Raw genomic sequence first — 24,112 nt, forward strand, 5'->3', positions numbered from 1 at the left:
ACGGCCTTTGCTCTTCGTCGATGACAGCCGGATGACGTCAGGCTTCACGGTCGCGAGACTCTCCGCAACGGTTCACCCTCAAGCCGCGGCAGCGTCCTCCTGCCGGTTCCGGCGAAGGTCCGGCGGCACCGCCTCGTCGACCAGCGCGGCCAGCGCCTCGTCGAGACCCGCCGACGCCTGGTCGCGCGAGCCGAGCCGGCGGATGTTGACCGTGCGCTCCTCGGCCTCCCGCTTGCCGCACACCAGCATGACCGGGATCTTCGCCACCGAGTGCTCGCGGACCTTGTAGTTGATCTTCTCGTTGCGCAGGTCCGTCTCGACCTTCATGCCCGCCCGCTTGAGCAGGTGAGCGACTTCCAGCGCGTACTCGTCCGCGTCCGAGGTGATCGTGGCGACGACCACCTGCACCGGCGACAGCCACAGCGGCAGGTGTCCGGCGCAGTTCTCCAGCAGGATGCCGATGAAGCGCTCGACCGAGCCGAGCATCGCCCGGTGCAGCATGACCGGCGTCTTCTTCTCCGAATCGCGATCTATGTAGAAGGCGCCGAAGCGGCCCGGCAGGTTGAAGTCCACCTGGTTGGTGCCGACCTGCCACTGCCGGCCGATGGCATCGCGCAGCGTGTACTCGTATTTCGGGCCGTAGAACGCGCCCTCGCCCTCCGCGATGCCGGTCGTGACGCGGCCTTCGCCCTCAGCCTCGATGATCTTCAGGACCTCTCGCATCGAAGCTTCGGCGCGATCCCACATCTCGTCGGATCCGACGCGCTTTTCCGGCCGCGTTGAAAGCTTCACCAGCACGTGCTCGAAGCCGAAGTCGCGGTAGATCGACAGGATCAGCTCGTTGATCTTGAGGCTCTCGGCGGCGATCTGCTCCTCGGTGCAGAAGACGTGGGCATCGTCCTGCGTGAACGCCCGCACCCGCATCAGGCCGTGTAAGGCGCCCGAAGGCTCGTAGCGGTGCACCATGCCCAATTCTGCAAGCTTCAGAGGTAGATCGCGGTAGCTCTTCAGGCCATGCTTGAAGATCTGCACGTGTCCGGGGCAGTTCATCGGCTTCAGCGCGAACACCCGCTCGTCCTCGGTCTCCGTGACGAACATGTTCTCGTGGTACTTCTCCCAGTGCCCGGAGGTCTCCCACAGCGAGCGCTCCAGCAGCTGCGGCGCGTTCACCTCCTGGTAGCCCTCGGCCTCCTGGCGGCGGCGGACGTAGGACACCAGCGTCTGGTAGAGCGACCAGCCCTTCGGGTGCCAGAACACCGTGCCAGGCGCGTCCTCCTGGAAGTGGTAGAGGTCCATTTCCCGGCCGAGCCGGCGATGGTCGCGCTTCTCGGCCTCCTCCAGCATGTGGAGATAGGCCTTGAGCTCGTCCTGCGTCGCCCAGGCCGTCCCGTAGATGCGCGTCAGCATCGGATTGTCGGAATTGCCGCGCCAGTAGGCGCCCGCCACCTTCAGCAGCTTGAAGGCGTCGCCGACCTGTCCCGTCGAGGCCATGTGCGGGCCGCGGCAGAGGTCGAACCAGTCGCCCTGGCTGTAGATCTTCAGCTCCTGGTCGGCCGGGATCGCGTCGACGAGCTCGACCTTGTACGTCTCGCCCTTGGCGGCAAAGACCTCGCGCGCCTTGTCCCGCGACCACACCGTCTTGGTGAAGGGCGCGTTGCGGCGGATGATCTCGGCCATCTTCTTTTCGATGACCGGCAGGTCGTCCGGCGTGAACGGCGTGTCCCGGGCGAAGTCGTAATAGAAGCCGTTCTCGATCACCGGGCCGATCGTCACCTGCGTGCCCGGCCACAATTCCTGCACCGCCTCGGCCATCACGTGGGCGGCGTCGTGGCGGATCAGCTCGAGGGCGCGCGGATCGTCGCGCAGGACGATCTCGATCGCGCCGCTACGGCCGACCGGGTCGGAAAGGTCGCGGATCTCGCCGTCCAGCGCATAGGCGACGGCTTTCTTGGCAAGGGATTTGGAAATTCCGCCGGCGATTTCGGCGCCCGTGGCAGCAGCGGCGTAGTCGCGCTCGGAGCCATCGGGAAAGCGGAGGGAAACGGCGTCAGCCATCGGATCGATCTTTCTGTTTTCCAGTCCCGCCTACGATCGCGGGTGGTTTGCATGTTCCGGCGACAGCCGCGCGCGGCCGGTCGATTGCCGGTATGGACGGCCTGGGATATATTTGAGCTGGCTGTTCCTGTGCAAGGGAGATGCGCCGTGAACATCGAAATTCTCCAGCCGAAACCCTTCGATCTCGTCGGAAACCCGATCCTCGTCGCGGGCAACGCGGTGGGTTTCGAGAGTCATCTGACGATCCGCGTCGGCGACGGGCACGACGAGGTGGTCACCTCCGCCACGGCCGGTTCGACGTCGATCCGGCAGTTTCAGGCGGCCGTCACGATCCCGCCGGGAGCGGCCTTCACCCTCAGCCGGCTGTTCGTCACGGTGACGGACGACAGCGGCGGCGGTGACGACGTGCCACCGCCCGCCGTCACGATCCCCGTGCTCTACGGCCCAATGATCCTGTCCGGCTTCGCCGGATACTGGCTCCACACGGTCGCCCGCGGCGAGTCGCTGTCGGCGCTCTCCCGGCGCTATTACGGCATTGCCTCGCGCTATCCGGTTATCCAGGAGGCGAACCAGCACATCGTCGCTGACGCCAACCTAGTTTTCCCCGGCCAGGTGCTTCGCATTCCCCGCGAGGCGTGAGCGCCGGCGGCGGCGTGCCGGTCAGGGATGGTCCGCCGATCCCGTCGCCCCGTACCGCCACAGGGTCCATGGCCTCCAGCGCGCGGCGGCCGGCAGGGCAGTCTCCGGCACCCGATCGATCCCGGACGTTCCGCCCGGCCCGCACCGCATGACCCGGAACAGGCCAAGCCAGCCGCCGATCCACAGGCCGTGGCGGGCGATGGCCTCGTAGGCATATTCGGAGCAGGTCGGCAGGTGCCGACAGCCATTGCCGACGAAGCCGGAAAGCGTCAGCTGGTACAGGCGCACGAGAGCAAGGCCCGCCAGCCGGCCGGGCGTGCGGGGCCAGGCGCCGGGCCAGTTGCGGGATTGCCCGCCGCGCCGCCGGTGCCCCGGGCCGTTCATGGATGGCCTCCTTACGCCGCGGCGCTCTCGCGCTTGGCGGCTATCCTGTCCAGCGCTTCCACCACCGCGTCGAAGGTGAGCATGGTCGAGGCGTGGCGCGCCTTGTAGTCGCGCACCGGCTCCAGATATCTGAGCTCCGCGAAGCGGCCTTCCGGCGGCGCCCCATTCTCCTTGAGCATCTTGCGCATCGTCTCCCGGACCTGGCGCAGTTCGTCGGTGCTGGCGCCGACGATGTTGCGCGCCATCACCGAGGACGAGGCCTGGCCGAGGGCGCAGGCCTTCACCTCGTGGGCGAACTCCACGACCTTGCCGTCATCGACCCGCAGGTCGATCGTCACGGTCGAGCCGCACAGCTTGGAGTGCGCGGTGGCACTGGCATCCGGATGTTCCAGCCGGCCGATCCGGGGGATGTTCCCGGCGAGTTCGAGAATGTGCGCGTTGTAGACGTCGTCGATCACTGGAACCTATCCCGGCGCTGGGCGCCCTGTCATTTCCTCTTGTCGCCAACTATATAGGCTCGTGGGCGCCGGATCGGAAGCCGCCCCCCGCCCCGACAGCGCGCGGGGCGGCGAAGGCGGGAGCGCATTGGCATTGAAGAAGATTTCCACCGTCGGCCTGCCGGGATCGCAGGGGCAAGCCCCGGACCATCACTCGCTTTGGGTCGCCGCGCGCATCCCGACCCGTACGGAGCTGAACAGCATGGAAGCTGTCGTCAAGAAATTTCCCGAGCCGGCTGACAAGAACCTCGAGCGCCCCACCCGGCAGGAGGCGGAAGCCGCCGTCGGCACGCTGCTGCGCTGGATCGGCGAGGACCCCTCGCGCGAGGGGCTGCGCGAGACGCCCGCCCGCGTCGTGAAGGCCTACGAGGAACTGTTCGGCGGCTACAATCTGCAGCCGGGCGACGTTCTCGGCCGGACCTTCGAGGACGTGTCCGGCTACGAGGACATGGTGCTCGTCCGGGACATCGACTTCCACTCGCACTGCGAACATCACATGGTGCCGATCATCGGCAAGGCGCATGTCGGCTACCTTCCCGACGACCGCGTTCTCGGCCTGTCGAAGATCGCCCGGCTGGTGGACATCTTCGGCCGCCGTCTCCAGACGCAGGAATCGATGACTGCGCAGATCGCCGCCGCCATCGACGGCATGCTGCGCCCGAAGGGCGTCGCGGTGATGCTGGAGGCCGAGCACATGTGCATGGCGATGCGCGGAATCCGCAGCAAGGGATCGACCACCATCACCACCGCCTTTTACGGCGCGCTGCGCGAGGATCGCGAGTTGCAGGAACGCTTCCTTGCCATGGCGAGCCGCCGGCCGTGAGTGAATCGGGGGCTGTCACTGTGCCGTTCCTGGCGCCGTCACCCCTCGCCGCACAGCAGGAAGAGGGAGCGGAGCTGCGTCCCCGCTTCGATGCCGCCGGGCTGGTGACGGCGGTCGTGACCGACCACGTCAGCGGCGACGTGCTGATGGTGGCGCACATGAACGCCGAGGCGCTGTCGCAGACGCTGAAGACCGGCTTTGCGCATTACTGGTCGCGCTCGCGGTCGGCCCTGTGGAAGAAGGGCGAGACCTCCGGGGCCTTGCAGAAGGTCCGCGAGATTCGCATCGACTGCGACCAGGACGCGGTGTGGCTGAAGGTCGAGGTCGAGAAGCCCGACGACACCTGCCATACCGGACGGACTTCCTGCTTCTATCGCCGGGTCGGGCCGGATGGTCACGGTCTGGTGCCTGCCCTCGACACCGCCTGACGATCGTTCCTACTTTAAAGGAATGATCAGGGATTGCGCCCATCATCGGCGATGAACGACGCGATCCAGTCAGGACGACGCAAGATGTTCGATCGAGTGTTCGGATGGCGGGAAGAGCCGCCGACGGGGGTGGAACCCCCCATTGTCATCCCTTCGCCGCCGCGGCGTTCGAACGGGGTCGCGCTGGCGCTGGGCGGCGGTGCCGCCCGCGGCTGGGCGCATATCGGGGTCTTGAGAGCGCTCGACGAGAGCAAGGTGCGGGTCTCGATGATCGCCGGTACCTCGATCGGCGCCCTTGTCGGCGGCTGCTACCTGGCCGGCAAGCTCGATGAGCTGGAAGAATTCGCCCTTTCCCTGACCAAGCGCGGTCTGTTGCGCTTCCTCGATTTCCGCTTCGGCGCCGACGGGCTGATCGGCGGCATGCGGTTGAACCGCCGCCTGTCGCAGGATCTTGCCGGAATCCGGATCGAGGATCTCGACCGGCCGCTCGTCTGCGTCGCGACCGAAGCGCGCAACGGCCACGAGGTCTGGATCGACTCCGGCTCGCTGATCCTTGCGATGCGCGCTTCCTATGCCCTGCCCGGCGTGTTCGAGCCGGTCGAGTGCGGCGGCCGGCGCCTGATGGACGGTGCGCTGGTCAACCCGGTGCCGGTGAATGTCTGCCGCGTCTACGAGCAACGGCACGTGATCGCGGTGAATCTGCATTACGACCTGTTCGGCCGCGCGGCGATCGTCCGGCTTTCGGCCGGCGGCAGCGACCGCGAAGCCCAGAAGGATCTCGGCCTGACCACCCCGGTCATCGCGGCCGCCCAGGCCGATCCGGTCCAGCGGCGTGAGCAGCTGGGCATTGCTCGATCGATGGTGGACGCCTTCAACATCATCCAGGACCGCATCTCGCGGGCGCGGCTCGCCGGCGATCCGCCGGATCTGTCGCTGCAGCCGCGGGTGCGCGACATCGGCCTGTCGGAGTTCTTTCGCGCCAAGGAGGCGATCGCGCTCGGCTACGAGGCGACGATGAGCCGGATCAGCGAGATCCAGCGCATGGCCGAAGTCGAAACGGAGCGTGTCGAACTGCGGGTCTGACCGTTTTCGGCCTCCGACCCGCAGCCGCCTCAGCTGGCGATGTATTCGCGCATCTCCGCGGCTTCCCGCTCGACGTCTTCGATGCGCCGCTTGACGACGTCGCCGATCGAGATGATGCCGATCAGCTTGCCGTTCTCGCAGACCGGCAGGTGCCGAAACCGGCCATCCGTCATGAGCTGCATCGCCTCGTCGATGCCCATGCTGCCGGTGCAGGTCTTCACGTTCATCGTCATCTCTTCGCGCACGCGGTGCGACAGGGCCGAGACGCCCGCCGTGCCGATCACCCGTACGACATCCCGCTCGGAGACGATGCCGGCCACCTCGCCGCTCTCCTCGAGCAGGACGATGGCGCCGATCTTCTTCTTGGCCAGCACGCGGGCGACCTCATCAAGCGTCGCATCGGGATGGAGGGTGACCACTTCCCTGCCCTTGCGCGCGAGTATCTGGTTTACGGACATCTCCCAAGGCCCTCCTTCTTCCGCCGGTGCCATGCCGGAAAGGTGAGCCAGTCCCCGCCGCACCGCAAGGGGAGAGTTCAGGCCGCCCGGGCCCGAGCACGCCGTTCGAAGAAGCCGAGGAGCAGGAAGCCGAACGCGAAGCCGCCGAGATGCGCCTCCCATGCGACCGTGCCGCCGCCGAGAAACCCGCCCGCCGCGCTGCCGATCAGCAGGTTCGTCCCGAAGAAGACGGCGACGAATATCAGCACCGTGCGGTTTGCCAGCGCCTGGCGGATGGAAACGAGGGGCAGGAAGGGCTGCATCGAGGGCGCGACGGCCCCGCGTGGCCCGCCAAAGGCGAAGCGGCACGCGCCGCCCATCAGCGCCGAGACGACGCCGGAAGCACCGATGACGGGCGCGACGATTTCCGGGTTGAGCATGTAGAAGACGGCCGCGCCGGCCACGGCGCCGCAGCCGGAAAACAGCAGGAAGCGCATCGCGCCGAGCCGGCGTGCCACGGGCGTTCCGAAGGCCAGCAGCCAGACTGCGTTGACGCCGAGATGCATCCAGTCGCCGTGCAGGAACGAGTAGGTGAGTGGCGACCAGATCCCGGCACCGGGCCGCTGGTAGGCGCAGAACTCGGCGGCGGCCTGATAGCAGCCGGGAATGAACGCGAAATCGACCAGGACGAACGAGTCCATCACGGGATCGAGGAGGAACACCCGCACCGCATGGACGGCGATGTAGACGCAGATCAGCGCCAGCACGATGCCGGGGACGTTGAAGGCCGGCGGCGGGCGCTGCCGCCGGAACGCCGGTTCCGGCGCGTCATCGAGATCGTGCTGTGTCATGGTCGCCCTTGTCGATGCGTCTTGTGGTTCACGACGGTCGATGGGCACATGGGAGGACACTGGCGGATTGTCACCCGCGGGCAAAAAAAAGCCGCCCCGCAAGAGGGGGCGGCGAAAGCTCAGGCGAAACCCGACTGGAGGCCGAGATACGCTTATTGGTGCTGACGACAGGAGCCATATCTGTCCTGTCAATGCGTTAGACCTCAGAACGGCGCCGCGCAACGCGAACCCTTGGGCAGGGTTAACATCGGCGCGGCGCCCACGGCGCGGCGCGCTGCGGCGCGGCAATTCCATCCTGCGTTAAGTTTTCGGCGCTATAGAGTGACCACCACGGCGCGCATTCAACGCCGCCTTTAGAGCGAACGGTTGATGACGCAGGCTCCGAAACAAGCGCCGAACGAGGAATTTGCGGAGCGTCGGCGATTCAGCCGGTTTCCCGTCGACATCCTCGGCCGATTCATGCGCGAGGACCATTCGGAGTATCCCTGCCGCGCCGAGAACATGTCGCCGGGCGACGTGGCGATCGCGACACCGGTGGAGCTTCGCGTCGGCGAGAACATCATCCTCTATCTCGACCATATCGGCCGGCTCGAGGGCGAAGTCATCCGGGCCTCGCCCGGGGGATTCGCGCTGCGCCTGAAGGGGACCGAACGCAAGCGCGAGAAGTTGGCGGCGCAGCTCACCTGGCTGGTGAACCGCCACGAGCTCGACCTGCCGGAGGACCGCCGCCACGAGCGTGTCGCGCCGGAGAACCCGTTCGTCGACGTGGTGCTGGACGACGGGCGCCGTTACCAGGTCCGCATCATAGACCTGTCCCTGTCCGGCGCGGCGGTGTCGAGCAAGGTCCGGCCGGCGATCGGCGCGCGCGTGACCATGGGCACGACGCAGGGCCGGGTCGTCCGGCATCTGGAAGGTGGCTTCGCCATCGAGTTCGGTGCGCTCAGCGCCAGCGAGACCTTCGCGCGCAGCATCGGCTGAAACCCGCGGCACCGCCGGGTTCCATCTCTTCGCTTAGCCTGCCCCGACGCTTCCTCATCCCTTAGACGACGTGCCCGCCCCCGGCGACGGACTTGGGGCGCCGCTCCGCGTGCGGCTGGCGGCTGCCGCGCGGCCGGCAACCTTCCGCGACACGGCGCCGACGAGCGGAGCCTCCGTCGCCCGTCCTTTACACATCTTCCCGCCGCGCTGATGCGAACGGGCGGACCGGGTCCGCTTCGCAACGCGAAGCCGCGTCGACACCGTGGTGAATGAAAACCCAACGTGAACGCTGCAAATTGCCGCCGCGGATTCAGCTCTTGCAAGTAAACTTATGAACTTTTCTATAAAACATTGATACGAATGCCAACACGACATTTCGCTTCAAAGTAAAACGATCATGTCATTCTCCCACTACAGACGGGGAGAAAGAACATGCAGAACTTCATCGGCAAGGCCATCGCAGCAGCATCGCTCCTGGCGGCCGCTTTCGTGGCGACGCCGGCTGCGGCGGACAACGCGGCCATGCTCACCACCGGCATGACGTCCCAGCCGGTCGGCCACTACGAGTTCTGCAAGGCCTATCCCGACACGTGCCGGCGCAACGACAGCGTCGGGCTGGTCCGGATGACCCGTGACAGCTGGTCGACCCTGGTGGAGGTCAACAGCGCGGTGAACAACGCCATCTTCGCCCGCACCGACCAGGACATGCACGGCGTCCCGGAACTGTGGTCCTACCCGACCGTCCAGGGCGACTGCGAGGATTTCGTGCTGCTGAAGCAGTACATGCTGGCCCGCGAAGGCATTCCGGCTTCGGCGCTGCTGATCACCGTCGTCCGCCAGCCGAACGGCGAAGGCCATGCGGTGCTGACGGTCCGGACCGACCGGGGCGACTACATCCTCGACAATCTCGACGATCGCGTCCTCGCCTGGAGCGACACCGACTACCAGTTCCTCAAGCGGCAGTCCGAGCGTGACGCCGGCAAGTGGGTCGGCATCGCCGACGACCGCAACATGCTGGTCGGTAGCGTTCGCTAGAACACCTCCGCAGGGGCCGGCGACCCCTCCCCGGAGCCGCAGCCCCAAAACAGGAACGAGCCGTGCACCGAAGGGCGCACGGCTCGTTTCACATCGGGTTCATCGATCGCCGCGGCTGCGGCGACGGCTATTCCAGGTCGATGTCGAGGATCGTCATGGTGAAGTGGTACGACAGTTCGTCCTCGTCCGTATCCTTGGCCAGAAGTCCGACGAACTCCTTGTTCAGGTAGACCTCGGCCGAGTCGGATTTGCGGGCCAGCGGACGGATCTCGAGGTCCGCGGCCTTGAAGCTCTTCCTGAGATAGGCCTCGACCTTGCGGATTTCGTCAGGCTTCACGGGGCTCTCCTCAACTTGTTCGGGAGCCTTAAGCTAGGCCGAAGCGGACGAAATCAATGCTCCGTCGCATCAATCGCTGCGTTCGAGGCTCTGGTCCATGGCCCGGGCGGGCTCGTGACAGTCGCCAGGCGTGCCGATGATCTTGGCCGGCACCCCCGCCACCGTGGTGTGCGGCGGTACCGGCTTCAGGACGACCGAACCCGCGGCGATCTTGGAGCACTCGCCGATTTCGATGTTGCCGAGAATCTTCGCCCCGGCACCAATCAGGACGCCGCGACCGATCTTCGGGTGCCGATCGCCGAACTCCTTGCCGGTCCCGCCGAGCGTCACGTTCTGCAGGATCGACACGTCGTCCCCGATCGCCGCGGTGAAGCCCACGACGAGGCCCGTCGCGTGGTCGAGGAAGATCCCGCGGCCCATGCGGGAGGCCGGGTGGATGTCGGTCTGGAACACCGCCGAGGAGCGGGCCTGGAGATAGAGGGCGAAGTCCCGGCGCCCCTCGCTCCACAGCCAGTGCGCCAGCCGGTGCGTCTGGATCGCGTGGAAGCCCTTGAAGTAGAGCAGCGGTTCTATGTAGCGCTCGCAGGCGGGATCGCGGTCGAAGACGGCCTGGATGTCGCTGCGCAGCGTCTCGCTGAAGCTGCCTTCCGAGCCGAGCAGGTCGCTGTAGGCCTGGGCGATCAGCACGGCCGGCACGTCGGGATGATCCAGACGCTGCGACACGCGGTGAATCAGCGCCATTTCCAGGCTCGGCTGGTTGAGGATCGTCGCATGGATGAAGCCGGCCAGCACCGGCTCCCGGGAGGCCACGCCTTCGGCCTCGCGACGGACCTGCGCCCAGATCGGATCGACCGGATGCAGTTTTTCCTGGGTCTGCGAAACGCGGATGTTCATCGTGCTCTCCCGGACGGGCATCGTCACGCATCGAGGATGCCTATGTAGAATAGGACTGTCGGGCCGTCAGTAAAAGATGCCGCCGATGCACGCGACGGTGACCGCACGCGGCGACGTTCGGCCTTGGCGGCAACGGCCGGCTTGTCAGCCTTCCGAGAGGAAGCTGACGACGGCCTGCTTGAACGTCCTGTCGCCCACCGCCAGCATGTGGTCCCGGCCGGCAATGTCGAAGGCCCGCGCATCCGGCATCAGTGCCGCGAGTTCCGCGGCGGAGCCGGCAAGATCGTCGCGCGTTCCGACGCCGATCAGCGTCGGCTGGCGGATCCGGCCGACGTCCGCCGGCGTCAGTTCCTCGCGGGCGGTCGAGATGCAGGCGGCGAGCGCCACGCGATCACTCTTCGTCCGGTCGGCGAAGGCACGGAACATCCGGCCCCGTTCGTCCGTCACGTCATCGAGCGAGGGCGCCAGCAGCGCGTCGGCGATCGTGTCCCAGTTGCCGACGCCAGTGACGAGCCCCATGCCGAGCCCGCCGAAGACGATGCGCGAGAAGCGCTCGGGCGCCGCCAGCGCGGCGAAGGCCGCGACCCGTGCCCCCATCGAGTAGCCGAACACCGCCGAGCGGGCGATGCCCAGATGATCGAGCAGCGCCACGGCGTCGCCCGCCATCCTTGCCGGCCGATAGGCATCCGGATCGGTCGGCTTGGCGCTGTTGCCATGGGCCCGGTGGTCGAAGGCGACGACGCGGAAACCGGCATCGCCCAGCGTGCTGACCCAGCCGGTGTCGATCCAGTTGACGCGCATCGACGAGGCGAAGCCGTGCATCAGCAGGACGCTCCTGCCGTCGGGATTGCCCTCGTCGATGAAGGCGAGTTCCAGGCCGTCGCTGGTGAAATGGTTCATGCTCTGCATCCGTTCTGTCCGGCGGCGGTGATCGTCGGGCACCGGAATAAGGGCGGTGACGCGCCGGCGCCACCCCTGTTCAATCACCGTCGCCGCCAGTATGGTCCGCCGCGTTGCAATGAGAGCCAGGGTCTAAAGCGATGGCCGGACACCGGATCCCGCATTTCCAGAACGATGTCGGCGCCGACATGATCGAGATCGGCGTGACGGAGTTCATGTGCTGCGGCGCGACGCCGCCCTACGACCATCCGCACGTCTATCTCGACATGGGCGACGAGCGGGAGATCGTCTGCGGCTACTGTTCGACGCTCTACCGCTACGATTCGGCCCTCAAGCCCGACGAGACCCGGCCGGCCGGCTGCCGCCTCGTCGAAGCAGCTGCGTAGGCCCCTGCCCGCCACCATGGCCGGCGACGGCATCGTCATCGTCGGGGCGGGTATCGCCGGGCTGACGCTGGCGCTGGAGCTTGGCCGACGGGGCATTGCCTCCACCATTCTCGAACGCGCATCCCGGCTGGAAGAAGTCGGCGCAGGCCTGCAGCTTTCCGCCAACGCGCTGCGGGTGCTGTGGCGGCTCGGGCTGCGCGATGCGCTGGACGAGGTCGGCACCGCCGCCGCGTCGGTGACTCTGCGCGACGCGCGCGGCGGCCGGCGCATCGCCCGCGTGCCGGTCACCGGGGACGACGGCACTCCCTATCTCGCCCTGCACCGCGCCGATCTGCAGGCCGCGCTCCTCGCAGCGGCAATGCGGACGGACCTCGTGACGCTCCGCCTCGGCGCGGCGGTCTCGGCCCTGTCGCTGGAGCCCGACCACGTCCGGCTCCAGGTGAACGAGGCCGGCGGCGACCGCGACATCCGCGCCGCCCTCGTGGTCGGGGCGGACGGCGTCCGCTCGACAATCGCCCACGCGCTCCGCCTGAAGGGGCCCGATCCGGCGGTGAACGTGGCCTGGCGGGCGACCATCGATACGAACGATGGCGCGGCAGACCGCGGAGGCGTCGAAGCCTGGCTCGGGCCACGCCGCCACGCCGTCGCCTATCCGATCTCGCGCGGCCGCCGGACCAATCTTGTGCTCATCGAGCCGGTCGCCGACGGCGAGGATGCGGCGGGCCTTGCACAGCGTTTCGCCGACTGGGATCCGCGGCTCCGGGCGATGATCGCAGAGGCCGGCGGCTTCACCGCCTGGCCCCTGCAGGCCGTCGCGTCCGACCGCCCGTGGCGCCATCTCGACGATCGTGTGGCACTCATCGGGGATGCAGCCCACGCCATGCCGCCTTACGCGGCGCAGGGTGCTGGCATGGCCATCGAGGATGCGGCGGTCCTTGCCGCGGCCCTCGCGGCGGCGCCGGATCGCCATGTCTCGCTGGCGCGCTACGAATCGGAGCGTCGAGAGCGGATCGATCGGCTCCGGCGCCGCGTCGCCTTCCACCGCTTCGTCTACCACCTGCCGCGGCCGCTCAGCCTCGGTCGCAACGCCCTGCTGGCGCTGCGGGACCCGGAGAGCCTGCGCCGCGACCTCGCCTGGCTCTACGACTGGCGTCCGCCCGAGTAGCCACCGTTGAAGACCCGAGGGCGGAACGGCGATGCCGCCCCGGCGTTCACCGAAAGCGGAGCTCCGAGTGCCGCGTCCGACAGGCCGGGCGTCGGCCCGGTTCAGGCGCGGTTCATCCGACAGACGGATACATGCCGGTCATCAGGTCCGGCACACCCGCATGGCAACCGCCGGGCGGCCGCTGACGGACCGCAAGGGACAGATCAACGAGGTGAAGAACATGCCGAATTTGAAACGAACAGGCCGGCTGGTGGGCGTAGCGGCACTGGCCGCCTCCACGGCCCTCAGCGGGCCGTTCGCGGCCTATGCGCAGGACGCCGCCCCTTATCGGCTGGCGCAGGCCGAAGAGCCAGCACCCGTCATCGTCCCCGACGTCGCGGCGCCGGAAGAACCGATCGTCGAGGAGCCGGCACCGGCCCCTGAGCCCGACGCACCCGCAGTAGAGGAACCTGCGCCTGCGCCGGAAGCGCCGCCGGTGGAAGAGCCCGCGCCAGCTCCTGAACCGGCGCCCGAGCCGGAAGTCCCGGCAGAGGCGCCTGTCGTCGAGGAGCCGCCGGTCGAAGAGCCGGCCGTAGAGGCGCCGCCCGCAGAGGAGCCTGCTCCGGAAGCGCCGGTCGAGGAGCCTGCTCCGGAGGCCCCGCCGGTCGAGGAACCCGCCGCAGAAGCGCCGGTAGAGACGCCGGAAGCGGCTCCGGAACCGGAACCCGCACCCGAGCCGGAAGCCGCTCCCGCCGCCGAGACGCCGGCAGCGGAAGAAGCGCCGGCTGCGGAGGTAGCCCCGACTGCGGAGGAAGCCGCACCTGCAGCGCCGGTCGAGCCCGCTCCTTCGGCTGAAGAGGCTGCACCGGCTGACGCTGTGCCGGAGACGCTGGAAGCGCCGGTCGAATCGCCGGCTGGCGAGCTTGCGCCCGCACCGGAAGGCGAGGCGCCGGCAGAGACGGCTCCCGCAGACGCCGTGCCGGCCGACTCCGCTCCCGCCGCTGACGCTCCGTCAGATGCCGCAGCCCCGACGGCGGATGCGGCGGCACCCGCACCAGCCGAGGCGCCCGCGCCAGCCGGCGAAGTGGCTGCGCCTTCTCCCGAGGCCGCCGCTGCCCCTGTCGCGCCACCGCCTCCCGTGGAAGAGGCCGAGCCTGTTTCCGCTGAGATCCAGAACGAGCCCGTTCCTGAAGGCGGCGTCAGCCAGAGCGATGCGCGGGTCCAGCAGCTGGCCGAGCCGGTCGAGGTCCGCTCGGCCCTCGCCGAGCCCGGCGAGCGCATCGAGGCGCCGGCCGGATCGACGACGATCAACAACAGCACCGTCACCAACAACACCACCGTGAACAACACGACGACCACCAACACGGTCGTCCAGCAGGCACCGCTGCCTCCCGGGGCGGAAGTAGTCGAGCGGGTTGGCGATCGCGACATCCTGTCGATCGTCGGAGCCGGCGTCGCCGGCGCCGTCGTCGGCGGGGCCGCGGCCTATTTCATCCGCGGCAACGACGACGACCGCATCGCGGCGAATGCCGAGGAGCGCTACTACGAGCGTCTGCCCGGCGAGCGGACCCGCCAGATCGTGGTGCGGGACAACGGCGTGCAGGTCATCACCATCACCAATCGCTATGGCGACGTGATCCAGCGCTCGCGGGTCATGCCCGACGGCCGCGAGGTGGTGCTGTTCTACGATCCATACGAGCGCGACTATGACGACGGTGGCTACTACGAGGATCCGGCAGAAGACCTCGGTCCCATCGACCTGCTGATCCCGATGGACGAGTACATCGTCGATCCGCGCGAGCCGGACGAGGACCTCTACTACCGGACCATCGTGGCGCCGCCGGTCGAGACGGTCGAGCGGATCTATTCCGTCAACGAGGTGCGTCGATCCAAGCGCATCCGGGACAAGGTGCGCCGGATCGACCTGAGCACGATCAACTTCGCCTTCGGCTCGGACGCCATCTCGCAGGAGCAGGTTCCCAACCTGCAGGCGCTCGCCGACGCGATCGCGCGCGTCATCGAGAAGAACCCGGCGGAGACCTTCCTGATCGAGGGCCACACCGACGCGGTGGGTAGCGAACTGGCCAATCTCGCACTGTCCGACCGCCGGGCCGAGAGCGTGGCTGCCGCCCTCACCGAGTATTTCGACGTGCCGGCGGAGAACCTGGTCACCCAGGGCTACGGCGAGGAATATCTGAAGGTCGATACGCAGGAGGAGAATGCCGACAACCGTCGGGTGACGGTCCGGCGCATCACCTCGCTGGTCAAGCCGGTTGAGAGCGCCGCGCGCTAGGCGGGGCACTCACGGAGAACGACGACGAACGGCGGCCCCAGGGCCGCCGTTTTCGTTTGTGCCGGCCCGGGAAAGCACGTCGTCGATTAGCTTCCAGCGGACGCGCGCAGGAACGAGCAGCCGGCACGAGGCCGGCTAGGGAGACTCTGATCGCTAGGTCGTCTGGAGCCGTACCGGGTTCCCTGGGACAGTCCAACGGTCGCTGCGCGCACTGCGAGGCCAGCTGAGGCGCGAGGCTGTATCGAAGGCCGGCCAAGACGGCCGCCAACACGGTCCTCTTCCAGCTACGCTCCTTGGGTGAGCCAGCCGTCGGCGCCGACGCTCAGGCGTCCTCGTCGTCAGGCGGCGTCGGCTTGTCCTCGGCCGCGAGGAAATCGCCCAGCGGCGCGAGCGGCTCGATGTAGCTGGCGAAGACCTTCACCGCGACCATCACCGGCACCGCGAGGAACATGCCCACCACGCCCCAGATCCAGCCCCAGAACGCGACCGACAGGAACACCGCCGCGGCATTCATCTCCAAGCGCCGCCCGACGATCATCGGCGTGATGAACTGGCCTTCGACCGTCGTGCAGGCGAGATACAGCAGGACGGGCGCCAAAGCTGCGCCAAGGCTGCCGAATTCGGCCAGCGCGATGACGCCGACCAGCGCGATGCCCAACAGCGATCCGATATAGGGGATGAAGTTCAGGAGTGTCGCGAGAGCGCCGAAGATGACCGGCGTCGGCATGCCGACCCACCAGAGGCAGGTCCCCACAGCGATGCCGAGACCGACATTGATGCTCGTGATCGTGAACAGGTAGCGGGAGAGTTCCCGCTCGATGTCGTGGGCGATGTGCAGCGCGCGCTTCTTGTCCGACAGCGTCGGCATCGACTTGATCAGCTTCTGGTAGAACAGGTCGCCCGATGCCAGCAGGAAGAACAGGAAGATCAGGGAAAATGCGATCGATGCCGCGATTTCCGGCAGCGCCGTGGTCGCGCTGTCGATCAGATCGGGGTTCTTGACGACGACCTCTTCCGGCTCGTCCGCGGCGACCGGATCCTGCGCCTGGGCAGAGTCCTCGGCGCGCTGCTGCGCCGAGCGGAGGCGGTCGAGCCGTTCCTGCACCGATCGCATTTCGGCATCGACGGCCGCAATATAGCGCGGTGCGTTGCTGACAATCTGCGTGATCGGATCGCTCAGCATATAGAAGCCGGAGATCAGCGTGGCCAAGGCGCCGATGACCAGCAGGAAGGCCGAGATCGGCTCCCAGATCTTGAGCCGCCGGCGCAAGAACCGCACCACCGGGCTCATGACCAGCGCGAACAGCAGCGCGATGATCACCGGCAGGACGAAGCTCGCCGTCAGATAGAGGGCGCCGAACAGCAGGATGAAGAATATCCCGATGATCGCCCAGCGGGGGCCGCTTTGGGAGTTCGGCGGGGTGACCAGTCCTATCGTCGGAGAGTTCGTCGTCGTGCTCTGCTCAACCCGACTCTCGCTGGTACGTTCGGACAATGCGGTCAACCCTTTGTGAGGAACCCGCACAACGGTGACGTGATCGGGAAGTTCCGGCTCTTGAGGCTGCGTAGGCCGCGATTACCGGCGGGGTTGCCGAAGGGTCACCCCGCCGCCGCGATCAGTGCAGGATCTGCGACAGGAAGAGCTTTGTCCGCTCGTGCTGCGGATCGGTGAAGAAGGCTTCCGGCTCGTTTTCCTCGACGATCTGTCCCGCATCCATGAAGATGACGCGATTGGCCACCTGGCGGGCGAAGCCCATCTCGTGGGTGACGCAGAGCATGGTCATGCCCTCCTCCGCGAGACCGACCATCACATCGAGCACTTCCTTGATCATTTCCGGATCGAGCGCCGAGGTCGGCTCGTCGAACAGCATGATCTTCGGGCTCATGCAGAGCGACCGGGCGATGGCGACGCGCTGCTGCTGGCCACCGGAGAGCTGGCCCGGGTATTTGTGCGCCTGCTCGGGGATCTTGACGCGCTCGAGATAGTGCATCGCCACTTCCTCGGCCTTGGCCTTCGGCATCTTGCGCACCCAGATCGGTGCCAGCGTGCAGTTCTCCAGAATCGTCAGATGCGGGAACAGGTTGAAGTGCTGGAACACCATCCCGACCTCGCGCCGCACCTCGTCGATCTTCTTCAGATCGTTGGTGAGCTCGATGCCGTCGACGACGATGCGTCCCTTCTGGTGCTCCTCCAGGCGGTTGATGCAGCGGATCATCGTCGACTTGCCGGAGCCGGAAGGGCCGCAGATGACGATCCGCTCGCCGCGATGGACGGTGAGGTTGATGTCCCGCAGGACATGGAACTCCCCGAACCACTTGTTCACCCCGAGCAGCTCGACGGCGACCTCCTCGGACATGTTACCCGACAGGCGTGCGCGCGGCTCGATTTCGGTGTCGACGGTCATGATCAGGTCCTTCAGCGCGTGTGCCCGGTGTCCAGCCGACGCTCGGTGTAGATCGAGTAGCGGGACATGGCGAAACAGAACAGCCAGTAGACGAACGCGGCGAAGACGAGGCCGGTCGCTGGCGTCGAGGGGGTGATCCAGCTGGGATCGTTGAAGCCGCGCCGCACCGTGCCGAGCAGATCGGCGAGACCGATGATGTAGACGAGGCTGGTATCCTTGAAGAGGCCGATGAAGGTGTTGACGATCCCGGGGATCACCAGCTTTAGCGCCTGCGGCAGGATGATCATGCGCATCTTCTGCCAGTAGGTGAGCGCCATCGCGTCGGCGCCCTCGTACTGGCCCTTGGGGATCGCCTGAAGGCCGCCGCGGATCACCTCTGCCATGTAGGCGGCCGAGAACAGCGCCACGCCGACCAGCGCGCGCAGCAACTGGTTGAAGTTGACCCCCTCCGGCAGGAACAGCGGCAGCATGAAGTTCGCCATGAACAGGACGGTGATCAGCGGGACGCCTCGCCAGAACTCAATGAAGATGATCGAGAACAGCTTGACCGCCGGCATTTGCGAGCGCCGGCCAAGCGCCAGCGCGATGCCGAGCGGCAGCGACGCCGCGATGCCGCTGAGCGCGACGACCAGCGTTAGCATCAGCCCGCCCCACAGGCTCGTCCGCACGTAGGAGAGCCCGAAATCGGCGGTCATGACAAAGACGAAGCCGATGACCACGAGCGTCGGCACCAAGGCACCCAACAGGCTGCCATTGCGGGAGCGGATGGCGGTCACCACCGCTGCGGCGATCGCCGCAGCGGTCGCCAGGAACGCGATCAGCGTGAGAACCGAAAAACGCAGGCCGAGGAGGTCCACCCGGCCGCTGCCGACGGCGTTTGACAGGAACAGGACGATGAGGCCGACGAGCGCCAACACGGCCGCCGCCTTCAGCACGGGCGTGAAGCCGACCTCCGGCCGCGACGCGACACCGCTGATCGTCACCGCCGCGGCGACGAGCAGGAACAGCGTGACCTCGCCGCCGGAGAAGGTGAAATTGCCGCCGATGAGCAGAACCAGCGCAACCACGGGGAAGACGGCGAACAGGAGGATCGCGTTGATGCGCTTGTAGGGCACGCTCGGGATCGCCAGCGCTGCGACAAGCACGGCCAGCAGGACGAACACGACATCGACCCGCCAGCGCTCGTCGAACGGATAGATGCCGTACATGAACTGGCCGAACTTCGCCTTGACGAAAGCCCAGCACGCGCCGGCGTGTCCGCCGCCTTCGAGCAGGCAGGCCTCGCGGTCGTCGCCGTAGAACACCGCGTCGACCCAGGCCCAGTTGAAGATGTTCCAGAGCGCCCAGGCGGCGAACAGGCCCGCGACGATGCTGAGGATCGAATCGAGCGGTGTCGCGAAGAGGTTGCGGCGGATCGTGCCGACGATGCCGACGTCGCTGCCGGGGGGCGGCAACTGCTGCTTCTGTTCCGTCGAGACGTAACGGGCGAAATCTTCTTCCATGTTGCTAAGCGCCCTTCATCAGCGTTCGACCAGCGCCATCTTCGAGTTGAACCAGTTCATGAAAAGCGACACCGTCAGGCTGATGCTGAGATAGACCGCCATCCAGATCACCACGACCTCGATCGACTGGCCCGACTGGTTGAGGACCGTTGAGCCGACCGCGACGAGTTCGGGGTAGCCGATCGCAAGGCCGAGCGAGGAATTCTTGGTCAGGTTCAGGTACTGGCTGGTCAGCGGCGGGATGATCACCCGGAACGCCTGGGGCACGACAACCAGCCGCAGCACATGGCCGCGCTTGAGGCCGAGCGCCGACGCCGCTTCCGTCTGTCCACCGGACACCGAGAGGATGCCGGCCCGCACGATCTCGGCGATGAAGGCGGCGGTGTAGATCGCCAGCGCGAGCAGCAGCGCGATGAACTCCGGGCGCATCTGGAAGCCGCCGACGAGATTGAACCGCGTCGCCTCCGGAAATTCGAAAGCCGCCGGGATGCCGGTCAGCAAGAACACGGCGACCGGCAGCCCGATGATCAGGCCGAGGCTCGGCCAGAGCAGCGGACGTCGCACGCCTGTCGCGAGCTGCCGCACCTTGTTGCGGCGCGCCAGCACAATCGCGCCGACGATCCCGACGACGAAGGCGGCGACGGTCGCCCAGGCCAGCGGATCGAACAGGATGGTCGGCACCTGCAGGCCGCGATTGGTCAGGTAGATGCCGAGCGGGTTCACGTCGACGCCGCGCGGACCGCTCAGGACCGAGAGGACACCGAAATACCAGAACAGGATGACGAGCAGCGGCGGGATGTTGCGGAAGGTCTCGACATAGACCGTCGCCAGCATGCGGACGAGGAAGTTCTGCGACAGCCGGGCAATGCCGACGATGAAGCCGATGATCGTCGCGACGATGATGCCGCTGGCCGCGATCAGCAGCGTGTTGGCGATGCCGACGAGAAGGGCCCTGCCGTAGGTGCTGTTGCTCGAATATTCGATCGGCACCTGCGCGATGTCGAAGCCGGCGCGCGAGCCGAGGAAGCCGAAGCCGGAGGCGATATTCGCCGCGGCGAGATTTCGGGCGGTGTTGTCGATGATCCACCAGGCGAACGCCACGATGGCGACGATCAGTACGAGCTGGATGACGATGCTGCGCACGGTGGGATTGGTCAGCACCGAGTCGGTGCTGGATCGTCGGGGCAGAGGATGTGTCTCGGCGGTCATGAACTATCCCGGGCGCCGATGGCGAAGACAGCGCGGTTGCAGCCGGATGAGATGGGCCGTCGCGCGGCGGGCGCTGTGGAGCGCCCGCCGCGGTCCGCCATCAGCGGATGGGCAAGCCGTACTGGAGTCCACCCTTCGTCCAGAGCGCATTCTGGCCACGCTGGATCTGCAGCGGCGTGTTGACGCCGATGTTGCGTTCGAAGATTTCGCCGTAGTTGCCGACGGCCTTGATGATGTTGACGACCCAATCCTGCGGAAGGCCGATCGATTCGCCGAAGTTCTTGTCCTGGCCGAGCAGGCGCCGGATCTCCGGATTCTCCGAATCCAGCATTTCCTCGACATTCGCCTGGGTCACGCCCAGTTCCTCGGCATTGAGCAGCGCGTTGTGCGTCCACTTGACGACGTTGAACCACTCGGTGTCGCCCTGACGCACAGCAGGTCCGAGCGGCTCCTTGGAGATGATCTCCGGCAGGATCACGTGCTCGTCAGGATTGCCCATCTCAAGGCGCGAGGCGGCAAGGCCCGACGCGTCGGTGGTGAGCACGTCGCAACGACCGCTGTCATAGGCGGAGTTCACGTCGTTCTGGGCCTCGATAACGACCGGGTTGTAGTCCATGCCGTTGGTGCTGAAGTAATCCGCGAGGTTGAGCTCCGTCGTCGTGCCGCTCTGCACGCAGACCGTTGCGCCAGAGAGTTCCAGCGCCGAGTTCACGTTCAGGTCCTTCTTCACCATGAAGCCCTGGCCGTCGTAGTAGTTCACGCCGGCGAAGGTCAGGCCGAGCGTGGTGTCGCGGTCCATCGTCCAGGTGGTGTTGCGAGCCAGCATGTCGATTTCGTTGTTCTGGAGCGCCGGGAAGCGCTGAACCGCCGAAAGCGGCGAATACTGGACCTTGGAGGCATCGCCGAAGACGGCCGCCGCGACAGCCTTGCAGTAGTCGACGTCGAGACCCTGCCAGGCGCCCTGGTCGTTCTGCGAGGCGAACCCGGGAAGGCCGGTGTTGACGCCGCAACGCAGCGTGCCGCGATCCTTGACCGTCTGGAGGGTCTGCGCGGAGGCGACGTTCACGGCCAGCCCCGCGACCGAGAGTCCGAGCACGGCGGTCAAAAGCTTCAATTTCATCAGGATACCTTCCCAAGTTGGGTTTTCGGTGCAGCTTGTTCTTCTCGAGCAGAACCCGCCCGCGAGCGGCAGTCGGGCAGCCGGCACATCATGGGTTCTGTTCGGCCGGGCAATGACATGTCATAAAAATGTGCAGGTCAAGAAGCTGACACTTTTTTCCCTGCGCATTTGGCCGATCCAACCCCGCGCATCCCAGAATCCCATCAGAAAGCCGACGAATTGAGCACCGAAAGAGCAAAAACCGATCAGACGGTCGGGGTGAACACGCGCCTGGCGCACGGGCCACACGACCCGCGCTCGCAATACGGCTTCGTCAATCCGCCGGTCTTTCACGGCTCGACGGTGCTGTTTCCCGACGTCGCCACCTTGCGCGACCGGGCCAGGCAGCCGTTCAGCTACGGGCTTTCGGGCACCCCCACGACCAAGGTGCTGGAGGATGCGCTGGATGAGCTCGAGGGATCGGCGGGCACGATCCTGCTGCCCTCGGGGCTCGCCGCCGTCACCGTGCCGCTGCTCGCCTTCCTTTCGGCGGGCGATCACTGCCTGGTTGTGGACTCGGTGTATTTCCCGACGCGGCGCTTCTGCGACGGGACGCTGACGCGGATGGGCGTCACGGTGGAATATTTCGACCCGCATGTCGGCGCCGGCATCGCCGCGCTGATGCGGCCTGAGACGAAGGTCGTGTTCATCGAAGCGCCCGGCTCGCACACATTCGAGATCGTCGACGTCGCCGCGATCGCCGAAGCCGCGCGCCAGGGCGGCGCCGTCACCATGATGGACAACACCTGGGCGACACCGCTCCTGTTCCGGCCGATCGAGCACGGCGTCGACCTCTCGATCCACGCCCTGACCAAATATCCGGGCGGCCATTCCGACGTGATGATGGGCAGCGTCTCGGCGACGCGCGAGGCCTGGCCGCGGCTGCGGGCGACGCAGCTGCAGCTCGGCGTCAACGCCGCCCCGGACGACACCTATCTCGTGCTGCGCGGCCTGAAGACGATGGGCGTGCGGCTGGAGCGCCATGGCCATTCGGCGCTGGCGGTCGCCGAATGGCTGGCCGGCCGCGACGAGGTCGCCGCGGTGCTGCATCCCGCCCTCGCCGACTTTCCCGGCCACGCGCTCTGGCGCCGGCAGTTCGACGGCGCCAGCGGCCTGTTCGGCTTCGTCCTCAGGGGCGAAGCGAAGGCGGGCGAGGCGTTCCTGAACGCGCTGACCCTGTTCGGACTGGGCTTTTCCTGGGGCGGACACGAAAGCCTCGCCGTGCCCTCCGACCTCTCCGACCGGACGATCGCCAAGGGCCCGGAGAGCGGCACGCTGATCCGCCTGCAGATCGGCCTCGAGGATGTCGACGATCTCCGCGCCGACCTCGAGCGCGGCTTCGCCGCGGCGCGCGCCGCGTAGGAGCAGCGGCTGACAGGCATGCTGCCGGAACGGGTTCCCGGCAGCAGATCCGCCCGGGCAGCCGGACGCCAAGGATCGCGACAACCCGCTGGCTATGGTCGGCGCTGCTTTCCGGCGGGACCTGCGAGCGGCGGTCGTACTGCTTTACGGCCAAGCGACTGCGCCAGGGGATCACGAGCCCCGCCCGCTCCGACGGGATCCGCGAACGGCATCAGGCTGCCCCGGCAAGGCGGGGCACGCCTTGGCACGCGCCAGGAGCCGACGAGCCTACCCCCGGCCCCGATAGGGCGGCACGCCCTGGTCGGGGATCCAGACGTCGGCCGGCGTCGGCCCGGTCTGGTAGAAGACGTCGATCGGGATGCCGCCGCGCGGATACCAGTACCCGCCGATGCGCAGCCACTCCGGCGCCAGCAGCTCGGCCAGGCGCCGCGCGATCGAGACCGTGCAGTCCTCGTGGAAGGCGCCGTGATTGCGGAACGACGTGAGGAAGAGCTTGAGGGACTTGCTCTCCACCAGCCACTCGGCGGGAACGTAGTCGATCACCAGATGGGCGAAGTCGGGCTGGCCCGTCATCGGGCAGAGCGAGGTGAATTCCGGGGCCGTGAAGCGGACGGCGTAGCGGACTCCCGCCTGCGGATTCGGCACGCGCTCCAGCACCGCGTCCTCGGGACGAGCGGGTATGGCTGTCGGCTGGCCGAGCTGGGTCAGGCCGGCATAGATGTCGTGCTGCGGCAATGTCGAAAACTCCGGAGGCCGCCGGCCGATCCGCCGCACCGGCTGCGGGTGCCGGCCGATCGGGCTGGCGGAGAAACGTCGAGACGGGATACGCCGCCTCAAATAGGGGCGGCAAGTCATTGAAGTCGTTGGTGACCCCGGCAGGATTCGAACCTGCGACCATCGGCTTAGAAGGCCGGTGCTCTATCCTCTGAGCTACGGGGCCGTTGCCGGCGAGAGCGGTCCTGCTTGACGGCCGACCGACGCCCTCAATGCGTCCAGGGCTGGCGACGATCGTAGCGGAAATTGTCGGCGTAGGCGACCTTCACCGGCTTGGTGATGCGCGGCTCCTCGACCCGGTAGGCGATGGCGTTGCGCTCGGCGTACGCCACGGCCTGTTCGCGGGTCTCGAAGGACAGCTTGATCTGCGAGCGCATGTCGCCCGACGAGGTGTAGCCCATCAGCGGTTCGACGCGCTTGGGCTCCTCCGGCTCGTAGACCAGCAGCCACTCGCGCGACTTGGCCTTGCCGGACTGCATGGCGTTGCGGGACGGACGATAGATTCTGGCGACCATCTCTGCCTCGTCTGGCGATACC

The 24,112-nt window shown here is 67.1% G+C and carries 25 protein-coding genes and 1 tRNA gene; 10 read left to right on the forward strand and 16 right to left on the reverse strand.

Features of this window, described 5'->3' with window-relative positions; all coding sequences use genetic code 11:
- Positions 1 to 78 precede the first annotated feature (78 nt).
- A complete protein-coding gene (thrS, locus tag LXB15_RS09680) occupies positions 79 to 2,055 on the reverse strand; it encodes a threonine--tRNA ligase (RefSeq protein WP_233952833.1) in 1,977 nt (658 codons plus the stop codon).
- 147 nt (positions 2,056 to 2,202) lie between these two features.
- Between thrS and LXB15_RS09685 the strand changes: the two genes are divergently transcribed.
- On the forward strand, positions 2,203 to 2,694 hold the full coding sequence (locus LXB15_RS09685) for a LysM peptidoglycan-binding domain-containing protein (RefSeq protein WP_233952835.1): 492 nt from the start codon (positions 2,203 to 2,205) through the stop codon (positions 2,692 to 2,694).
- Between the two features lie 21 nt (positions 2,695 to 2,715).
- On the opposite strand, the gene yidD is transcribed toward LXB15_RS09685, so the two are convergent.
- Together yidD and LXB15_RS09695 are read right to left on the reverse strand one after the other, a co-directional pair.
- Positions 2,716 to 3,078, reverse strand: coding sequence for a membrane protein insertion efficiency factor YidD (gene yidD, locus LXB15_RS09690; protein WP_233952837.1), 363 nt, complete (start codon positions 3,076 to 3,078; stop codon positions 2,716 to 2,718).
- A gap of 11 nt (positions 3,079 to 3,089) precedes the next feature.
- Complete coding sequence (locus LXB15_RS09695) at positions 3,090 to 3,536, reverse strand: iron-sulfur cluster assembly scaffold protein (protein WP_233952839.1); 447 nt, start codon at positions 3,534 to 3,536, stop codon at positions 3,090 to 3,092.
- A gap of 241 nt (positions 3,537 to 3,777) precedes the next feature.
- Here LXB15_RS09695 and folE point away from each other — a divergent pair, with 241 nt between their 5' ends.
- From folE to LXB15_RS09710, 3 genes are all read left to right on the forward strand, one after another.
- Entirely contained in the window at positions 3,778 to 4,398 is a 621-nt protein-coding gene (gene folE, locus LXB15_RS09700; protein ID WP_233953116.1) for a GTP cyclohydrolase I FolE, read from the forward strand.
- Between the two features lie 20 nt (positions 4,399 to 4,418).
- Positions 4,419 to 4,826 (forward strand): phosphoribosyl-AMP cyclohydrolase, encoded by a 408-nt coding sequence (hisI, locus tag LXB15_RS09705; protein WP_233953117.1) that lies wholly within the window; start codon positions 4,419 to 4,421, stop codon positions 4,824 to 4,826.
- 129 nt (positions 4,827 to 4,955) lie between these two features.
- Positions 4,956 to 5,909: a patatin-like phospholipase family protein gene (locus LXB15_RS09710; protein ID WP_233952840.1), complete on the forward strand. Its 954-nt coding sequence runs from the start codon at positions 4,956 to 4,958 to the stop codon at positions 5,907 to 5,909.
- 29 nt (positions 5,910 to 5,938) lie between these two features.
- Here the strand turns inward: LXB15_RS09710 and LXB15_RS09715 are convergent, their stop codons facing one another.
- Complete coding sequence (locus LXB15_RS09715) at positions 5,939 to 6,367, reverse strand: CBS domain-containing protein (protein ID WP_233952841.1); 429 nt, start codon at positions 6,365 to 6,367, stop codon at positions 5,939 to 5,941.
- A 77-nt stretch (positions 6,368 to 6,444) separates the two neighbouring features.
- Positions 6,445 to 7,197, reverse strand: a complete 753-nt coding sequence (locus LXB15_RS09720; protein WP_233952842.1) for a rhomboid family intramembrane serine protease — start codon at positions 7,195 to 7,197, stop codon at positions 6,445 to 6,447.
- A gap of 366 nt (positions 7,198 to 7,563) precedes the next feature.
- Here LXB15_RS09720 and LXB15_RS09725 point away from each other — a divergent pair, with 366 nt between their 5' ends.
- Together LXB15_RS09725 and LXB15_RS09730 are read left to right on the forward strand one after the other, a co-directional pair.
- Positions 7,564 to 8,175, forward strand: coding sequence for a PilZ domain-containing protein (locus tag LXB15_RS09725; protein ID WP_370640199.1), 612 nt, complete (start codon positions 7,564 to 7,566; stop codon positions 8,173 to 8,175).
- A 432-nt stretch (positions 8,176 to 8,607) separates the two neighbouring features.
- Positions 8,608 to 9,210, forward strand: coding sequence for a transglutaminase-like cysteine peptidase (locus LXB15_RS09730; RefSeq protein WP_233952844.1), 603 nt, complete (start codon positions 8,608 to 8,610; stop codon positions 9,208 to 9,210).
- 127 nt (positions 9,211 to 9,337) lie between these two features.
- On the opposite strand, the gene LXB15_RS09735 is transcribed toward LXB15_RS09730, so the two are convergent.
- From LXB15_RS09735 to LXB15_RS09745, 3 genes are all read right to left on the reverse strand, one after another.
- On the reverse strand, positions 9,338 to 9,547 hold the full coding sequence (locus LXB15_RS09735) for a DUF3126 family protein (protein ID WP_163044909.1): 210 nt from the start codon (positions 9,545 to 9,547) through the stop codon (positions 9,338 to 9,340).
- Between the two features lie 69 nt (positions 9,548 to 9,616).
- Entirely contained in the window at positions 9,617 to 10,441 is an 825-nt protein-coding gene (gene cysE, locus LXB15_RS09740; protein WP_233952845.1) for a serine O-acetyltransferase, read from the reverse strand.
- Between the two features lie 144 nt (positions 10,442 to 10,585).
- Entirely contained in the window at positions 10,586 to 11,341 is a 756-nt protein-coding gene (locus LXB15_RS09745; protein WP_233952847.1) for an alpha/beta fold hydrolase, read from the reverse strand.
- 140 nt (positions 11,342 to 11,481) lie between these two features.
- On the opposite strand from LXB15_RS09745, the gene LXB15_RS09750 reads away from it, so the two are divergent.
- The 3 genes from LXB15_RS09750 (at position 11,482) to LXB15_RS09760 (ending at position 15,164) form a co-directional block, all read left to right on the forward strand.
- A complete protein-coding gene (locus LXB15_RS09750) occupies positions 11,482 to 11,727 on the forward strand; it encodes a zinc-finger domain-containing protein (RefSeq protein WP_233952849.1) in 246 nt (81 codons plus the stop codon).
- Between the two features lie 16 nt (positions 11,728 to 11,743).
- Positions 11,744 to 12,892 carry an FAD-dependent monooxygenase gene (locus tag LXB15_RS09755; RefSeq protein ID WP_233952851.1) on the forward strand — a complete coding sequence of 383 codons (1,149 nt, stop codon included), beginning with the start codon at positions 11,744 to 11,746 and terminating at the stop codon, positions 12,890 to 12,892.
- A 160-nt stretch (positions 12,893 to 13,052) separates the two neighbouring features.
- On the forward strand, positions 13,053 to 15,164 hold the full coding sequence (locus tag LXB15_RS09760) for an OmpA family protein (RefSeq protein ID WP_233952853.1): 2,112 nt from the start codon (positions 13,053 to 13,055) through the stop codon (positions 15,162 to 15,164).
- A 322-nt stretch (positions 15,165 to 15,486) separates the two neighbouring features.
- On the opposite strand, the gene LXB15_RS09765 is transcribed toward LXB15_RS09760, so the two are convergent.
- The 5 genes from LXB15_RS09765 to LXB15_RS09785 form a co-directional block, all read right to left on the reverse strand.
- Complete coding sequence (locus tag LXB15_RS09765) at positions 15,487 to 16,668, reverse strand: AI-2E family transporter (RefSeq protein WP_233952855.1); 1,182 nt, start codon at positions 16,666 to 16,668, stop codon at positions 15,487 to 15,489.
- A 112-nt stretch (positions 16,669 to 16,780) separates the two neighbouring features.
- Entirely contained in the window at positions 16,781 to 17,521 is a 741-nt protein-coding gene (locus LXB15_RS09770) for an amino acid ABC transporter ATP-binding protein (protein WP_233953118.1), read from the reverse strand.
- A gap of 59 nt (positions 17,522 to 17,580) precedes the next feature.
- Positions 17,581 to 19,071, reverse strand: coding sequence for an amino acid ABC transporter permease (locus LXB15_RS09775; RefSeq protein ID WP_233952856.1), 1,491 nt, complete (start codon positions 19,069 to 19,071; stop codon positions 17,581 to 17,583).
- 18 nt (positions 19,072 to 19,089) lie between these two features.
- The gene (locus LXB15_RS09780) at positions 19,090 to 20,280 is read right to left on the reverse strand and encodes an amino acid ABC transporter permease (RefSeq protein WP_233952858.1); all 1,191 of its coding nucleotides are present in this window, start codon (positions 20,278 to 20,280) and stop codon (positions 19,090 to 19,092) included.
- 100 nt (positions 20,281 to 20,380) lie between these two features.
- Complete coding sequence (locus LXB15_RS09785) at positions 20,381 to 21,400, reverse strand: amino acid ABC transporter substrate-binding protein (RefSeq protein ID WP_233952860.1); 1,020 nt, start codon at positions 21,398 to 21,400, stop codon at positions 20,381 to 20,383.
- A 219-nt stretch (positions 21,401 to 21,619) separates the two neighbouring features.
- Between LXB15_RS09785 and metC the strand changes: the two genes are divergently transcribed.
- Entirely contained in the window at positions 21,620 to 22,801 is a 1,182-nt protein-coding gene (gene metC, locus LXB15_RS09790) for a cystathionine beta-lyase (protein WP_233952862.1), read from the forward strand.
- Positions 22,802 to 23,068: 267 nt separating this feature from the next.
- Here the strand turns inward: metC and queF are convergent, their stop codons facing one another.
- From queF to LXB15_RS09805, 3 genes are all read right to left on the reverse strand, one after another.
- Positions 23,069 to 23,536, reverse strand: coding sequence for a preQ(1) synthase (queF, locus tag LXB15_RS09795; protein WP_233952863.1), 468 nt, complete (start codon positions 23,534 to 23,536; stop codon positions 23,069 to 23,071).
- A 129-nt stretch (positions 23,537 to 23,665) separates the two neighbouring features.
- Positions 23,666 to 23,741: transfer RNA gene (locus LXB15_RS09800), tRNA-Arg, on the reverse strand.
- A gap of 43 nt (positions 23,742 to 23,784) precedes the next feature.
- Positions 23,785 to 24,090 carry an ETC complex I subunit gene (locus tag LXB15_RS09805; RefSeq protein ID WP_233952864.1) on the reverse strand — a complete coding sequence of 102 codons (306 nt, stop codon included), beginning with the start codon at positions 24,088 to 24,090 and terminating at the stop codon, positions 23,785 to 23,787.
- Positions 24,091 to 24,112 lie beyond the last annotated feature (22 nt).

The sequence above is a fragment of the Aurantimonas sp. HBX-1 genome (genome assembly GCF_021391535.1).
Classification (GTDB): domain Bacteria; phylum Pseudomonadota; class Alphaproteobacteria; order Rhizobiales; family Rhizobiaceae; genus Aurantimonas.